Origin of the sequence: Levilactobacillus parabrevis ATCC 53295 (assembly GCF_001434055.1) — a bacterium.
GTDB classification, from domain to species: domain Bacteria; phylum Bacillota; class Bacilli; order Lactobacillales; family Lactobacillaceae; genus Levilactobacillus; species Levilactobacillus parabrevis.
Genome location: NZ_AZCZ01000047.1, coordinates 1 through 15378, shown reverse-complemented (window position 1 = coordinate 15378; position 15378 = coordinate 1). Strand labels below are relative to the sequence as shown.

The 15378-nt window shown below is 50.3% G+C and carries 12 protein-coding genes and 1 other annotated feature; of the genes, 9 read left to right on the top strand and 3 right to left on the bottom strand.

Annotation, left to right across the window (positions count from 1 at the left end; all coding sequences use genetic code 11):
- Nucleotides 1-217 precede the first annotated feature (217 nt).
- Genes rpsF through rpsR form a run of 3 tightly spaced genes read left to right on the top strand, consistent with a single transcriptional unit; the run spans nucleotide 218 to nucleotide 1390 of the window.
- Nucleotides 218-514 carry a 30S ribosomal protein S6 gene (rpsF, locus tag FD07_RS10680; protein WP_020090298.1) on the top strand — a complete coding sequence of 99 codons (297 nt, stop codon included), beginning with the start codon at nucleotides 218-220 and terminating at the stop codon, nucleotides 512-514.
- A gap of 41 nt (nucleotides 515-555) precedes the next feature.
- On the top strand, nucleotides 556-1125 hold the full coding sequence (gene ssb, locus FD07_RS10675) for a single-stranded DNA-binding protein (RefSeq protein ID WP_020090297.1): 570 nt from the start codon (nucleotides 556-558) through the stop codon (nucleotides 1123-1125).
- 28 nt (nucleotides 1126-1153) lie between these two features.
- Nucleotides 1154-1390 carry a 30S ribosomal protein S18 gene (gene rpsR, locus FD07_RS10670; RefSeq protein ID WP_011666824.1) on the top strand — a complete coding sequence of 79 codons (237 nt, stop codon included), beginning with the start codon at nucleotides 1154-1156 and terminating at the stop codon, nucleotides 1388-1390.
- 122 nt (nucleotides 1391-1512) lie between these two features.
- On the opposite strand, the gene FD07_RS10665 is transcribed toward rpsR, so the two are convergent.
- Nucleotides 1513-2379, bottom strand: a complete 867-nt coding sequence (locus FD07_RS10665; protein ID WP_020090296.1) for an AraC family transcriptional regulator — start codon at nucleotides 2377-2379, stop codon at nucleotides 1513-1515.
- A gap of 165 nt (nucleotides 2380-2544) precedes the next feature.
- Between FD07_RS10665 and FD07_RS10660 the strand changes: the two genes are divergently transcribed.
- From FD07_RS10660 to FD07_RS10645, 4 genes are all read left to right on the top strand, one after another.
- Nucleotides 2545-5847 carry a DUF5107 domain-containing protein gene (locus tag FD07_RS10660; RefSeq protein ID WP_020090295.1) on the top strand — a complete coding sequence of 1101 codons (3303 nt, stop codon included), beginning with the start codon at nucleotides 2545-2547 and terminating at the stop codon, nucleotides 5845-5847.
- 3 nt (nucleotides 5848-5850) lie between these two features.
- Nucleotides 5851-6870, top strand: a complete 1020-nt coding sequence (locus FD07_RS10655; protein ID WP_020090294.1) for an aldose epimerase family protein — start codon at nucleotides 5851-5853, stop codon at nucleotides 6868-6870.
- Between the two features lie 60 nt (nucleotides 6871-6930).
- Nucleotides 6931-8319 carry a sugar porter family MFS transporter gene (locus tag FD07_RS10650; protein WP_020090293.1) on the top strand — a complete coding sequence of 463 codons (1389 nt, stop codon included), beginning with the start codon at nucleotides 6931-6933 and terminating at the stop codon, nucleotides 8317-8319.
- A gap of 166 nt (nucleotides 8320-8485) precedes the next feature.
- Nucleotides 8486-9595: a glycerol dehydrogenase gene (locus tag FD07_RS10645; protein ID WP_020090292.1), complete on the top strand. Its 1110-nt coding sequence runs from the start codon at nucleotides 8486-8488 to the stop codon at nucleotides 9593-9595.
- Between the two features lie 293 nt (nucleotides 9596-9888).
- Here the strand turns inward: FD07_RS10645 and FD07_RS10640 are convergent, their stop codons facing one another.
- The gene (locus FD07_RS10640) at nucleotides 9889-11073 is read right to left on the bottom strand and encodes a metal-dependent hydrolase family protein (protein ID WP_020090291.1); all 1185 of its coding nucleotides are present in this window, start codon (nucleotides 11071-11073) and stop codon (nucleotides 9889-9891) included.
- 529 nt (nucleotides 11074-11602) lie between these two features.
- Nucleotides 11603-13204: a peptide ABC transporter substrate-binding protein gene (locus tag FD07_RS10635; RefSeq protein WP_020090290.1), complete on the bottom strand. Its 1602-nt coding sequence runs from the start codon at nucleotides 13202-13204 to the stop codon at nucleotides 11603-11605.
- A gap of 76 nt (nucleotides 13205-13280) precedes the next feature.
- Nucleotides 13281-13573: a binding site (T-box leader), on the bottom strand.
- A 281-nt stretch (nucleotides 13574-13854) separates the two neighbouring features.
- On the opposite strand from FD07_RS10635, the gene FD07_RS10630 reads away from it, so the two are divergent.
- Together FD07_RS10630 and FD07_RS10620 are read left to right on the top strand one after the other, a co-directional pair.
- A complete protein-coding gene (locus FD07_RS10630) occupies nucleotides 13855-14322 on the top strand; it encodes a VOC family protein (RefSeq protein WP_020090289.1) in 468 nt (155 codons plus the stop codon).
- Between the two features lie 720 nt (nucleotides 14323-15042).
- Complete coding sequence (locus FD07_RS10620) at nucleotides 15043-15264, top strand: type II toxin-antitoxin system RelE/ParE family toxin (RefSeq protein WP_020090287.1); 222 nt, start codon at nucleotides 15043-15045, stop codon at nucleotides 15262-15264.
- Nucleotides 15265-15378 lie beyond the last annotated feature (114 nt).

The following is a 15378-nucleotide window of genomic DNA, read 5'->3' as shown; positions in this document are numbered from 1 at the left end:
CACTTCAATTTTAAATCGGGCAAAATAAAAAATATTTGGACGTTTTTCACGTAGTTAAGTAGTGTAACGTAAGCAGCGCCTGTCGGTCGGCCCCGATTTGCTTAACGAAATGATTTATGCTATACTACTAGCTTGTGAGTATCTGGCTTTCGCTAGAGTCTCTCCTTGCTCCCGCATCGCAGCGGGGGCCTGAAGTCCATAAGGAGGTGTAACATTCATGGAAACTACTAAATACGAAATTACCTACATTATTCGTCCAGACCTTGACGATGCCGCAAAGACCGCTTTGGTTGAACGCTTCGACAAGTTGCTTAAGGATAACGGTGCCAACATCCTTGATTCAAAGGATTGGTCTAAGCGTCGTTTTGCTTACGAAATCGGTGGTTTTAACGAAGGTATCTACCACGTTATTACTTTAAACGCTGATGACGATGCAGCATTGAACGAATTTGACCGTTTAGCTAAGATCAACGACAGTATCTTACGTCACATGATCGTTAAGCGCGAAGACTAATTTGACTTTAAACTTTTAATTTTGAGAGGAGTTATTCAGCAATGATCAACCGAGTAGTACTAACTGGCCGACTGACACGGGATGTTGACTTACGATACACCCAAGGCGGTGCTGCTGTTGCCACGTTTACCTTGGCCGTTGATCGGCGGTTCACCAACAAATCTGGTGAACGGGAAGCTGATTTCGTAAGTTGTGTCATTTGGCGCAAGTCCGCGGAAAACTTTGCGAACTTCTTCCACAAGGGTTCCCTTGTTGGAATTGAAGGTCGGATTCAGACCCGGAATTACGAAAATCAACAGGGCCAACGGGTTTATGTTACCGAAGTTGTTGTCGAGGACTTTTCGTTCCTCGAACCACGTTCTCGCAACGCGAACAACAATGGTGGTAACGCAAACTACGGCGGTAACCCAGCGAATAATGCTCCTCAACAGAATCAGAATCAAAATGCCAATCCATTTACGAGTGGGAACCCGTCTCCGGCGGCCCCATCGCAAAATTCGAATCCAGCCCCAAGTAACAACAACGGCAACAATGCTGGGAACAACTCAGCTGATCCGTTTGCGAACACCGGCGATTCAATTGACATTTCCGATGATGATTTACCGTTCTAAACACTAAAATACGAGGAGGGAATTTCTCATGGCAGGACAACGTCGTGGCGGCCGTCGCCGTCGGAAGGTTGACTTTATTGCAGCCAACCACATTGAATACATTGATTACAAGGATACTGACTTATTACGTCGGTTTATCTCCGAACGGGGTAAGATCTTACCTCGCCGGGTTACTGGTACGAGTGCCAAGAACCAACGTAAGTTAACTATTGCTATCAAGCGTTCACGGATCATGGGCTTAATGCCATTCGTTAGCGAAGAGTAGTCATTTAAGAACTAACACTTAGGTGTTGGTTCTTTTTTTTGGCAAATTTCAGAAATAGGGTTCCAGCTAGTGCCTGCTAGCCGGGACCCTATTTTGCGTATCTGGTTATGAAACGTAATTGCTTATAGTCGATTTCGAAAGTGCTGCGGGGACAGCCCAAATTCTTTTTTGAATACGCGGGAGAAGTAGTAACTGTCCGTGTAACCTAGTCGCCGCGCGACCTGTTGAATGGGGACGTTGGTGTATTGCAGGTAATGGCTGGCGCGTTTCATCTTGATGGAGGTAATGAACGCAATCACGCTGGCGTTGACCACCTCTCGAAATTTGCGGCTGAGATAGCTGGTCGAAATGCCGAGTGCATTGGCAACATCCGCAAGCTTGATTGGCTCGTCGATATGTTGATAGATGTAGTGAATCGCCGCGTCAACGTAGTTACTTCCTTGGGTACTGGCTTTGGCCTCATCCATGGCAAGTGTCGCCAACAGGACACCCAATACCTGTGAGACGTAGAAGACGGCATCGTAACTGAACCCGGGGATGAAGGACTTAATCATCTGCCAGAATTGCCGCATGGTCGAATTGACCTGCTCATTCGTGAGGTGATCGATGAAGTGGGCTTGTTTAGGCGAGACGTTGACGTATTCCTCGGCCAATTTTCCTCGAAAATGTAACCAATAAATATCCCAAGGATCGTCTTTGGAGGCATAGTAGGTGTGCTTGATTCCCGGCGGCATGATGATCAGTGAGTATTGATGCAGGTGGTAGGTCGTGTCGTCAACAATCACGGTGCCGGACCCACCCGTGCAGAAGATGATGACCCAACCGGCCGATCCCCGTTCCCGATTCACGTAATGGTATTGCGCATTGGGAAAGAATCCCAGGTCGGTCACGTAGAGGTTCGCGATAATTGGCGAAAATATGTAGTCTTGAAGGACGTCCTTGGGTAACACAAATAAATATTCGTTATCAAAGTCCTGTAGGCGTCGCAATGTGGTGGCCTCCTTTCGCTTGAAGCTCAGACGTTCAATCCCCTGAACTACCTCGAGTATACCGTTTGAAACACGGATAATCCATCTTTCTGGTCTTTTAGTGCATTTAAAGAAAGCGCTTTCCATATTAAGCTTAGGCTAGATTGAGGAAAGGAACGATTGTGTATGTTGAATACGATTACGGGCGTTTCGTTAACGGAAACGGAACTAACAATTCCGACATATAAGACAGGCCAGCCGGAGAAAAATCCGATGTTTTTGGAAAAGCGAGTCTATCAGGGGAGCAGTGGGAAGGTCTATCCCTTCCCAGTTACCGAAAGAATTTTTAATGAGAAGCAGGATCACACCTATCATGCCATTATTCTAGAGAACCAATACTTACAAGTGACCTTTCTACCAGAACTGGGTGGCCGGATCTATCGGGCACTCGACAAGACCAATAATTATGATTTCGTCTACTATAACCACGTGATCAAGCCGGCGTTAGTCGGTCTTACCGGTTCCTGGATCTCCGGAGGAATTGAGTTCAATTGGCCGCAACATCATCGGCCAGATACGTTCTTGCCAATCGAGACGCAACTTGAAAGTCATGACGATGGGTCGAAGACGTTGTGGATGAGTGATATTGACCGGATGTATGGGACCAAAATCTCGGTAGGATTCACCATGTACGCTGATAAGTCCTACCTCGAGTTGAACGAGCACTTCAAGAATCCAACTGACCTGCCGCAGACGTTCCTGTGGTGGGCTAACCCAGCGGTGCCGGTCAACGACTATACACAGTCCATTTTTCCACCTGATGTGAACGCCGTGTTTGATCATGGTAAGCGGGCCGTATCGACCTTCCCAATTGCAACGGGTGAGTACTACAAGGTCGATTATTCTGCCGGGGTCGATATTTCCCGCTACAAGAACGTTCCCGTGCCGACGTCTTATATGGCGGCACACTCCGAGTATGACTTCTTGGGAAATTATGACCACCAGAAGAACGCTGGCCTCCTCCACGTTGCCGATCATCATACGTCACCCGGGAAGAAACAGTGGACCTGGGGGAATGGTGACTTCGGGAAATCTTGGGATCATCAGCTGACCGACAACGACGGCCCTTATATCGAATTGATGGTGGGAACGTTTACGGACAATCAACCTGACTTCACCTGGCTACAGCCACACGAAGAAAAGTCATCGACGGAATACTTCATGCCGTACAAAGATGTTGGGGCCGTGAAGAACGCGACCATCAATGCCGCCGTTAATCTGGAGCGAAACGGTGGCGACCTGCGGATCAAAGCCTACGCGACGTCCGTCTTCAAGGATGCTCACGTTAAACTCTATCAGAACGCACAAGTCCTCATTGATGATGTTCAGACGTTGAGTCCAACGGCAACCTTTGACAAAACAATTGCCAATCCAACGGGCACTGACCACGATTTCCGCGTGGTTGTGACCGATAGCGCCGGCACAGTCTTGGTCAGCTATCAGCCAGCTAAGGATGAGGTGGAACAGATTCCGGATGCTGCCAGGGAGATCGCTGCACCAGAGAAGTTACAGACGAACGATGAACTTTACTTAGCGGGACAGCACTTGGAACAGTACCGGCACGCCACGTATCGGCCAGTTGATTACTATTTAGAGGGCTTGAAACGCGACCCTGGCGATTACCGAATCAACGATGCCTACGGGGTACTCCTGTACCGGCGCGGGCAATTTGCGAAGAGTCAGAAGTACTTTGAAGCGGCCATTAAACGGCAAACAACGCATAACACCAATCCAGCCAGTGGTGCTGCTCACTATCACTTGGGATTGAGTTTGCGGATGCAGGGTAAGGTAGCCGCCGCTTACGACCACTTTTTCAAGGCGACTTGGTCGCACGAGACTCAGTCCGTAGCCTTTCTCGCATTGGCTCAGATTAAAGCCAGTCGGGGTGAATTGCGCGCCGCTTTGAAATTTGTCGACCAGGCGTTGGTCACTGGTGCACACGACATGACGGCACGGACCCTTAAAGTTAGTCTGTTGCGGCAACTGGGTCAGACTACAGCGGCAACACAGCTGGTCGCTGAGAACGCGCAACTGGATCGTATTGACTTGGCCAACCGTTATGAAGCCTATCGTTTAACGACCAATGCCACGACTGAAGGCCAATTGACAGCTGCCCTGAACGGCAAGCTCAACAATTATTTGGCCTTAGCTGAAGCTTATAGCCGTAGCGGGGCGTACGCCGATGCACTGGCAATCATCAGCCGTTATCCGGGTAAACATCCCCTGAAGAGCTACTATCAGGCCTATCTGGCTGCGAAGTTGGACCGGTCGGCCGATGCGACGGCCTACGCCGCTGCTGGGGCGGAGGCTTCGCCAGATTACGTCTTCCCGAATCGGTTAGAAGATGTCCGGGTCCTGCAGTATATTTGTGAAAATTATCCGCAAGACGGGCTGGCTGCCTATTATTTAGGGAACTTCTTCTACGACCGGCAAGTGTATGACCCGGCCACGAAGCTGTGGGAGCACTGTACACAGGTCAAGCCAGATTACGCGATGGCCCACCGGAATTTAGCCATTGCCTACTTCAACCGCCAGAATGATCCGCAGGCGGCCTTGACCGAGTTAACAATGGCACTCAAGTTAGATCCGACAAACAGTCGGTTGGTCTTCGAGCTGGCGACACTTCACGAGAAGCTCAATGACCCCTTGGCCGACCGGTTACGATTCCTGGAAGATCACCGTGACCTCGTTGCGCAACGTGACGACAGCTATATCTTACTAGTCACGTTATTAAACGAGACGGGTCGTTATCAGGACGCTTACGATGCTGTAATGGCCCACATCTTCCATCCGTGGGAAGGCGGCGAAGGCAAGGTCAGCACGCAGTATGAATACGCATTGGTCGAGCTGGCCAAGCAGGATTTGCGGGCCCACGACAGTGAGAGGGCTATTACCAAATTGAAGCAAGCTCTGGTTTATCCGCGGAGCTTGGGCGAAGGAAAACTGCCAATCGCCGTCAATAACGTGATTGATTTCTACCTGGGTATGGCTTACCGGGCCAAGGGTGATGAGACTGCGGCCAAGACGCATTTCGAAGCCGCAACGCAAGGCCTGAGTGAACCGACTGATATGATGTATTACAACGACCAACCGGCCGACACCATCTTTTATCAAGCCTTAGCTGACGAGCAGTTGGGGCGGACGGATGCTGCCAAGGCGCGCTACTACAAGCTGATTAACTTCGGTGAACAACACATCTTTAATACCTTCAAGTTGGACTATTTCGCTGTATCACTGCCAGATGCCTTACTCTTTGACGATGACTATCAGTCGAAGAATTCCGTCCACTGTGACTATCTGATGGCGCTGGGTTACTTGGGCTTGAACCAGACAGCCAAGGCACAGACGCTCTTCAATCGTGCACTGGCGCTTAATAATCACCATCAAGGCGTTCTTCGTCACGTCAACTTTGTGAAACCTGAGGTCTAAGCCATGGATATTACAGTGGAAAAGTATGACCATCAAGCGGGCAAGGACTATTGTGAACTGACGCTGACCAACGACCAGGGGATGCAGGTCAAACTGCTGAACTACGGGGCTACGTTGGAACAAGTGTTATTACCCGATGAGAATGGTCTTGAAAATGTCATTTTGTCGCTACCTTCCCCAGCTGATTACGCCGTGGCACGAAACTACTTGGGCGGCACGGTTGGCCGAATCGTGGGTCGCGTGCGGCGTGGCCAATGGCGACTGGGCAACCAGCTGATTCAACTGCCGGTGAACAGTGGCAAGAATCACGCCCACGGGGGGACCGGGACGGATACACAGGTCTTTGCCTTTCAACCGCAGATTACGGAGCGCAGCGTCAAAGTGACGATGACCCTGGTCGATCCCAATGGCGCCAATGGCTATCCGGGAACACTGAAAATGCGGGTGAGTTATGAACTGGATAACCAGAACCGGCTAACTTACCGCATTCAGGCGGTGACGGACCAAGTGACGGTTTTCAATCCGACTAACCACGTGTACTTCAACCTGGATGGGCCGGAAACGACCGTGGTGGATCAGCATTTGAAGATTGCGAGCGACTATTACCTTCCCTTGGATGCAGAAAGCTTGCCATATCGTGGTCGTGCGGCGGTTGCTGGCACCGTGTTTGATTTTCGCCGGGGGAAACGTCTCGGGGATGTCCTCGAGGGGGATGATCCGGCGATTGTGGCTGAACGGGGACTGAATCATCCCTTCATGTTGACGGGACGCCAACCAGTGGTCACGCTGACATCGCCACGAAAGAATCGCGTTATGCGGATGCAAACGACGGCGCCAGCGGTGGTCGTCTATACGGCCAATCACTTTGCCCACACGCCAGGAGTTACGGCCAAGATCGGCCAGTACGGTGGTGTGGCGTTTGAAGCACAGGTCGCGCCCCAAGAAGGTAGTGATCTAACGCCGCTGACGTTGATGCCAGGGGAACACTATGACCGCCAGACTAGTTGGCAATTCGACTTTTAGCTGGTTCTTAGATAAGTTGAGACGCTTAATTTCAGCGAGCAACGATTGGAGAAAATAAAAATGAAAAAGAAAAAACTAAGTTCCTACGTGATCTTAATTTCTTGTGCGGCCGCGTTGGGTGGACTCCTGTTTGGGTACGATACCGCTGTGATCTCCGGGGCCGTCGGGTTTTTGCAGATCAAGTTCGCATTGAGTAGTGCGGCAGTCGGTTGGGTCACCTCGTGTATCCTGATTGGGTGTGCCATTGGGGTCACGATTGCTGGGGTTCTCAGTGATCTATTTGGTCGGAAGAAGATTCTGGTGCTGTCGGCGATCATCTTTGCCGGTTCCTCAGTCGGGGCTGCCTTGGCCGGAAGTTACATGACGCTGGTCATCTGGCGGATGCTCGCCGGGATTGGGATCGGTCTGACCTCGCTGATTACGCCACTGTACATTGCCGAAATGGCGCCAGCGGAGGTCCGAGGAAAACTGGTTACCGTGAACCAGTTAGCCATTACGATTGGGATCTTCGTGGTTTACTTCGTCAACGCCGCCATTGTTTCCGGGTCTACACAGGCCTGGAACGTCTCTACCGGTTGGCGGTGGATGATGGGGGTCGGTGTCTTACCGTCCGTGCTGTTCCTGCTCGCGCTGATTCCGGCGGGTGAAAGCCCCCGTTGGCTTCAGCAACATGGTAAGGCGGATGCAGCATTGAGCGTCTTGAAACGCGTGGAAGGTGACGATGCCGCAGCGCAAACGCAGTTAGACGACATTGTGGCTTCCGAAAAAGTGGTGGATGACACTTCGTTTAAGGATCTGTTCAATAAGACTTGGCTCCCCGTATTAATGATTGGGGTGTTACTGGCAATCTTCCAGCAGTTCTCCGGGAGTAACGCAATCATGTACTACGCGCCGGAAATCTTTAAGGGAGCCGGCTTCGGGCAGAACGGAGCGTTCATGGCGACCGTCTCCATCGGGGTCATTAACATGGTGATTACGATTGTTTCCTTGGGATTGGTCGACAGAGTTGGTCGGAAAGCCTTACTGGGCTGGGGATCCTTTGCAATGTCTCTGTGCTTACTGGTTGTTGCGCTCTGCTTCTTCATGCAGGCTCCTGGTGCGGTTACGTTGACCTTCATCCTGTTGGCCATCGCGTCCTACGCCGTTTCGTTAGCGCCGGTGACCTGGATCATGTTGTCTGAAATCTTTCCCTCTAAGATCCGGGGACGGGCAATGTCCATCTGTACGCTGATTCTGTGGCTGAGTGACTTCGCGTTGAGCTATACCTTCCCAATCCTGACTAAGAATATCGGGGAAGGCTGGACCTTTATGCTCTACGTGGCAGTGACCATGATTGCGGCTATCTTTATCTGGCGCAAGGTTCCGGAAACCAAAGGAAAGTCATTGGAAGAAATCGAACTGTACTGGCACCGGAAGAGCGAGGGTGCTACGGCAACGGTTAAGAATTAACGATAGGATCAAGTATCTTTTAAGGAGACGGTGGTTAAGGACCACTGTCTCCTTTTTGCTAGTTGCGGGCATTGGCTATCTTAAGTCGTGTAATCCGAGCCGTTGACCGGTGGGTTTCTCGCGAACTCTTTAGAATGGGAACTAGTTCAATGAGGAGGTATTGGAAATGATTACAGCATTTGCGAGTCCCTCGACCTACGTTCAGGGTGATCGGCTTCTGCAGCACGCGGCCCGTTACATTGCCCCGTTTGGCAACCACGGCCTGTTGATTGCTGACGATATCGTTTGGGAATTGGTGGGTGGACAATTCTATCAGCACCTGACAGCGGATGGGCTCAAGATTGAACATATCCACTTCAATGGCGAGAGTTCCCCGGAAGAGATTGCGCGGATTCAAGCTATTGGGGAGGCCAAGGATGCCAAGTTCGTCATTGCCTTGGGTGGTGGGAAGACCAACGACACCACCAAAGCTGTTGGCGATCAGCTCCACGTGCCCGTCGTGATTGTCCCCACGCTAGCGTCCAATGATTCGCCGTGCACACGGCTGAGTGTCATTTATTCACCTAATGGGGAATTCTTGAAGTATCAATTTTATGACAAGAATCCCGATTTGGTGTTGGTGGATTCGACCGTGATTGCTGGGGCACCCGTCCGCTTCCTGGTTGACGGGATTGCGGATGCGTTGTCGACCAACGTTGAAGCTCAGACGGTTGCGCGGGCCCGGGCGACCACGCTATTGCCTCTGCAGACCGATCAGACGGCCGCTGGGTTGGCACTTGCTGAGAAGTGCGAGTCGTTGTTGTTTAAATACACCGGACAAGCCGTCTCCGCAGCAGCCGACCACGTAGTTACGCCGGCGTTGAGCCACATCATCGAAGCCAACATTCTCCTGAGTGGTGTCGGGGCCGAAAGTTCCGGACTCGCCGCAGCCCATAGCTTTCAGAACGGCTTGACCGCGTTATCCGGTGACGTGCACAAGCTATCGCACGGGCAAAAAGTGGCGTTTGGTACGCTCCTCAACCTGGTTCTGGAGGGCGCAACCGACGCTGAGTTTCAACGTTACTTGGACTTTGAAGCCGATCTGGGATTGCCGACGACTTTAGCCGACCTTTACTTGGACGAAGCCAGCGACGAGGATTTGATGAAGGTTGCCAAGCTGACAGTTCAATCCGGAGAGACCATCCACAACATGGGTTTTCCGGTGAGTGCTCGCGATGTTTTCTCCGCGATAAAGGCCACCGATGAGTTGTCTCGACAGATGCAACGCCAGTTTTAAGACGGACGTAAATGAATACGCGTTTAGCCGCTTTAGTAGTTAAAAAATAATGGACCAGTGCAGATATTGACTGGTCCATTTTAGCTTGGAAAGGGTTCATATTGGTGTGACTACAGATAATCATCTCGAAACTGAGGAAGGTCTCCTCAGTTTACCGGAATAAAAATGAAAGTCAATTAGTAAACCGTTAATATAACGAAATAAAAATTTTGCCATTGTCACGAGACGATAAAAAGTAATGCGCCAGCACCAGGGGTCGGATCCCGTGCGGACGCATTGCTCTTTAGCAAGGGTTAGAATTCTCGATGGCCGCCGAGGTAGACCTGTTTGTCGGTCTGAACGACGTTGGCAGTGTCGGCGAGTGGGTCGGCCTTCAGAACTTGGAAATCGGCGAATTTACCGACCTCCAGAGTACCGTACTCCTGGTCGACGCCCATCAAGGCGGCCGAGTTCAGGGTTGAACACTGGTAGGCCTGCGCCGGGGTCATGCCCAATTTGGTCAAGAGGCCAAATTCACTGGGTGTTAAGTCGAAACCGTTGAAAGGCGTTCCGGCATCGGTCCCACAGGTGAATTTTACCCCGAGTTGGAAGGCCCGGCGCATGTTGACGTAGGTGTCGTCCAGGGCATCGGCGGCCTTTTTGACCTCCCAGTCGGGTAAGACGCCGTGCCCCTGTTCAGGGATGACCCATTCGGCAATCAGCGTGGGCGTCAGGTAGGTGCCCTGCTTGACCATCTGCTTGGCTTCATCCTCGGTGACGTAGAAGCCATGTTCTACGGAGTCTACGCCGGCGTCTAAGGCGTTTTGGATGCCCGGATTACCCTCGGCATGGGCGGCAACGACCCGGCGCTTGTGGTGAGCCTCTTCAACAGCCACGTGCATTTCGGCCACGGAGAGCTGGGCGTCTTCCATAAAGTCGTTGGGCGTCATGACACCACCGGTTGCCATGACCTTGATGCTCTCGGCACCGTTCTTAAATGCGGTGCGAACGGCCTTGCGCATTTCGTCGGGGGAGTCGACCGCATGCCCGCCGTGAGGGGAGTCCCCGTGACCACCCGTCATTGAGAAGGCTTTGCCCGAGGTCAACATGTGCGGGGTATGGGGCAATTGGCCGGATTGTTGAAGCTTCTTCAGCTTTACGTCGGCATCGTAGCCGGTCCCGCAGCCCCGGACGTAGGTAACCCCAGACTTGAGTAGCGTTTGTAAATTGGTGAAGGCCAGAACGCCAGCCTCGGCTTCGGAGTGTTCCTTGCCTTGGAGTGCCTGCGTATCGGCGGTGACGTGGACGTGAACGTTCATGAAGCCCGGCATGACGTATTGGCCGTTGAGGTCGACCGTGGCATCAGCCGGTGTGGGCGTGCCCTGCCCACGGTCGACTAATTTGCCGGAGGGGTCGTCGACGGTAAACCATGCGTTGGCTTGATTCTGATCGTTGGTGCCATCGAATAAGGTGAAATTAAAGAAAGTGGTTTTGGTCATATAAATTCCTCCTGAATTTTGTATCGTGATTATATAGGTGAAAATGTCTGCAGAAATCGTTAGGGTTTTACTTGATACATTGTTCTGGTGAAGCGCCGCACAGACCTGAAGTACCGGGGACCACAACCGCCGAGAAACATTTGAGGATGTCTTGATGGTAGCTGTGGACTGGGTGCTTGGGGTACGGGCGGCTTGGATTTTACTTGGTACTTGGTTTTACTTTGGTTTGTTGGACTTGCTCTCGCCCTTATATCCGGAAATATGCAGCCTCTGAAACGAGTTCCGCAAGGCAGGTTCTTCCGCTTAGAAACCTAAGTTCTCCTGTCCGGCGAGTGGTTCTTAATGGCTAATCTGGCTTAAAGAGCTAGGTTGGCCTTCGCCCCTTATATCCGGAAACTTGCGGCCTCTGAAACGAGTTCCGCAAGCCAGATTCCTGCGCTTAACCCCATTAAGCACCGGCTCGGTTCCACCGAGCGGGCACTTAATGACGTTAATGCTCAGAATCTAAACGGCTTGCTCCACTCTCTGACTACTTCCAGTACGCATACTTATACTGCGCACCATGCAACAGCGTATCCTTCAAACCGCCAACGTCCTTGCTGACAAGCTTGGCCTGTGATGGTTGGTACAGTGGGATGTAGCCCTTGACCGCCATCAGGCGTTGGTTAGCGTCCATTAAGGTGTTGTAGCGGGGCAGGCCCGTTTGGGTTGCTGCTTTGGCTAGGAGCGCGTTGAATGCGGGATCGTTCCAACCGGTGAAGTTGACCGTATTATCTTTGGCGGCTAAGTTCAGGAAGTCTGAGGCGTCTAATAAATTGGTGGACCAGCCGGTTAAATTGAGTTCGAAGGTTCCTGCGAAGTCCCGAGCCACGTGTTGGGCGTGGGGGATGGAGGTCGTGGTAACTTTCAATCCCTTGAAGTTCTTCTCCATTACGGATTGAAGGTAGGTCCCCACGTGCTTGTCGTCGTCAGTGTCATCGGTCAACAGATTCAAGGTGACTTTGGTCTTACCGGTCTCCTTTAAATATTTAGCCCAGTAGGTCTTGGCCTTGGCAACATCTGTTGGCAAGAGATTTCCCAGTTGGGTCGCCATGTCTTCTCCCGTCTTGGGATTGGCTTGGTCGCCACGAGGAACCGCATTGAGGGCGGGCTTGGAACCATCGACTAGGACCTTATTCGTTAAGGTAGAACGGTTAGTCACGTAGGAGACCGCCTGACGCAGGTTCTCGGAATTGGTCGCGGTCTTCTTACTGTTGACGTAGAGGTACTGCAGCCGACCTTGTAGCGTCTTGTGAAGCTCCTTGTTGTTGGCGTTAGCCCGGACGTATTGGCCGCTAACCGTCGTTTCCTGGATCTTGCCACTCTTGAACAGCGTGGCGGCAGTGCTCTCATCCTTGGTAACGTTCACCTTGACCTTCTTGATCTTCACGTTCTTGGCATCCCAGTAGTGGGTGTTCTTGACGTAGGTCCAAGTCGAATTACTGCCAGTCCAACCAACGAGCTTGTAGGCTCCGTTACTCATGGTTTTGGCGGCGTTAGTCCCGTACTTTTGCCCGTATTTCTTCACGGCAGCAGTGTTCAGAGGATAGTAGTTGGAGACAAGGTCGTCGAAGTAGGGCACAGCCTGACTCAGAGTGATCTGGAGTTTAGTCTTACTGAGGGCCTTCACGCCAAACGTAGATGGGTCTGCCTTACCGTTTTGGATAGCGGCATAACCTTTGATGGCGGAAAGCTTGTTGGCGTATTGTGCCTTGGTCTTCGGGTCGACCCAGCGGCGCAGTGAGGTGACGAAGTCTTGGGCGGTGACGGCCTGTCCGTTGGCCCATTTAGCCGTCTTACGAAGGTTAAACGTGTAGGTCTTGCCGTTGTTAGTCGGTTTGACCACCTTCGTGGCGACACCGGCAACGACCTTCCCGGATTGATCATAAGTATAGAGACCTTCCATGGTCTGGGAGATCACGCTCCCACTGTTGGTATCGGTCGACTTGTTGGGGTCGGCGGTGGCGGGTTCGCTGGGAAGCGTGACGTTAAGTGTGCGATTCTTAGTGGTGTTACCGGCAGCGCTCCCGCAGCCACTCAGGGTGAAGAGTAAGAGTAGGGCTAACGGTGCGGTATAAGCGAGATGCTTCATACAAAAACCTCCTAGAATTTCAATTGATTAGAAATACCCTGAAAATAAAAAATGCGCCCCTACGGAAAAAACTCTCCGTAAGGGCGCAGTCTGCACGGTACCACCTTATTTTTGCTACTCAAAAAGTAGCGCTATCCATGAACGGCGAGTTTCCTAGAGGGACGTTCCCAGAGTCTAGGATCTACTGGGAAATCGAACCACACTCGCGATTCACTGCATTGATAACGGTTGCTACCGGTATAGACTTACTTTAATTTCAGCAAACAGCTCCGAAGGGATGTTCACGCTGGCGACCTTGACCCGCTCTCACTAAACCGGGTTCGCTAACAAGGGGTGACCTGCGTTACTGGACTTCATCATCACTTTTTAATTTTCTAATCAATTGTTAATAATTGCTAGTTTATCACGGAAACTTGGATTGTCAACGGGGAAATTTAAAATTGTGCGGTGCGGACCAGCACGCTATCGGGTCACCTTATAGTAGCGATTTGGTAAAAAATAAATTAGTTGGTGGGAAAATCCAGCGATGTTTCACATGAAACATTTAACGGCGAGCGTCCAGAAATTCGTCACTGATTAAGGGTAATCACTACCTAGTAAGCAGGGAACTTGGTACACTTAGGCTATTCAAATCAAGGAGATGTTTTGCCATGCAATCACGCTTGATTCCCAGTATTTCGTTTGAGAGTGCCAAGGATGCCTTGACCTATTATCAAGAGGTGTTTGGCGCAACGGATGTCTATCGTTTCAGTCCGGATGCTGCCCAGGCTAAGCAGTTCGGGCTACCAGCGGGGGTGGATTTGGATGATATCACCATGCACGCCGGATTCAGTATTCTTGGGGTGAGCTTCCAATGTGCGGATGCTTTTCGTGGTAAACCGGAACCCACGAATCAGATTGATATGATCCTAGATATCAATGCTGATGACGTTGCGAATGCCCAAGCTGCCGAGGATTTCTATCAACGGGTGGTTGCCTCCGGAACGGTGACGGTTGACATGCCATTTGAACCGCAGTTCTGGGGTGGCAAGATGGGCCACTTTACCGATAAGTATGGGATCTCGTGGATGCTGCACGTGATGCCGTGGAGCCAGATTAAAGATCCGAACATTCAATGAAACGTAGGTTTGGAAAAGTAGTCTCTAAAGGGTATTCAATTAAAGATTGGCCCTAGAAGTCATTTTATGATTTCTAGGGCCAATCTTTTGCTGTTTTTACAGGGCAAATTGGTAAACGAAGTGTGACGGCAGGATTGGAGACGCTGTTTCTTAAGAGAAATTGTGACGTCGTTAAGTAGAATTTAACTTCCCTTCCATTGTTTAAAAACAAGCCAACCGTCAATAAGAACATTTATCATGAGAAAAGTCATTATATTTAGAAACGAGATTTTGAACTGTGCAATCATTAAGACAAATGTACATATTCCAAAAGTGATCACGTTTACCCAAATGTTATTAAAAAATTTTTGGTGATTCAGGTAAAAAGTATTTATTTGTGCTCTATATAGCCAAGCAATTAGTATTATTAGGAGAGGTAGTATTGTTAGCGATCGCACAGCAATCACCTCTTTCGTTTAATTTAGACCGGCTTGTTTGGAGAATTCAAGCATTTTTCTTGTCGTTATTGCCATAGAGGAACCTCTTTTACAAATGAACTATACATAATAGTTGTGTATAAGACAAACGATTGGTTCGATAGAGGCTTCATTTCAAATTAGATGACTGTTGGTTTTTGAAAAAAGAATGGATGTTTGCTAGTAGAGATTAAATCCATAGGTGATACTTAAAAAGCAAGAGAAAGGAAGTGACAGCTGATAGCATTAATGCTATCATTTGCGTATGGAAAAAATCCATTTTGTTTACGCTGACGAGGGTACCTTTAATCAATATTTAAGGGCACTCCCGGATAAGGATGCAGCTAAGCTACTGAAGATTATCAAGTGGACCCAGAATAAGGGGATGGCTTTGGCTATTCAAATGAAGTGGGTTAAGAAGTTGGATGATAATTTGTACGAGTTACGTGCACAACAAGGAAATGATATTCAGCGTGTCATTTGTTAAAACTAAGCAGAAAACCTGCGATTTTAATCGCAGGATGAATACCAGAATTTAGTTTTAAAACGTATGTTCCCCTGCGGAGCTAAACATGCTATACTTAACCCAATCTACAGGGGA

Coding starts and splice junctions, on each gene's coding strand:
- rpsF (WP_020090298.1), top strand. CDS start 218: ATGGAAACTACTAAATACGAAATTACCTACATTATTCGTCCAGACCTT.
- ssb (WP_020090297.1), top strand. CDS start 556: ATGATCAACCGAGTAGTACTAACTGGCCGACTGACACGGGATGTTGAC.
- rpsR (WP_011666824.1), top strand. CDS start 1,154: ATGGCAGGACAACGTCGTGGCGGCCGTCGCCGTCGGAAGGTTGACTTT.
- FD07_RS10660 (WP_020090295.1), top strand. CDS start 2,545: ATGTTGAATACGATTACGGGCGTTTCGTTAACGGAAACGGAACTAACA.
- FD07_RS10655 (WP_020090294.1), top strand. CDS start 5,851: ATGGATATTACAGTGGAAAAGTATGACCATCAAGCGGGCAAGGACTAT.
- FD07_RS10650 (WP_020090293.1), top strand. CDS start 6,931: ATGAAAAAGAAAAAACTAAGTTCCTACGTGATCTTAATTTCTTGTGCG.
- FD07_RS10645 (WP_020090292.1), top strand. CDS start 8,486: ATGATTACAGCATTTGCGAGTCCCTCGACCTACGTTCAGGGTGATCGG.
- FD07_RS10640 (WP_020090291.1), bottom strand. CDS start 11,073: ATGACCAAAACCACTTTCTTTAATTTCACCTTATTCGATGGCACCAAC.
- FD07_RS10635 (WP_020090290.1), bottom strand. CDS start 13,204: ATGAAGCATCTCGCTTATACCGCACCGTTAGCCCTACTCTTACTCTTC.
- FD07_RS10630 (WP_020090289.1), top strand. CDS start 13,855: ATGCAATCACGCTTGATTCCCAGTATTTCGTTTGAGAGTGCCAAGGAT.
- FD07_RS10620 (WP_020090287.1), top strand. CDS start 15,043: ATGGAAAAAATCCATTTTGTTTACGCTGACGAGGGTACCTTTAATCAA.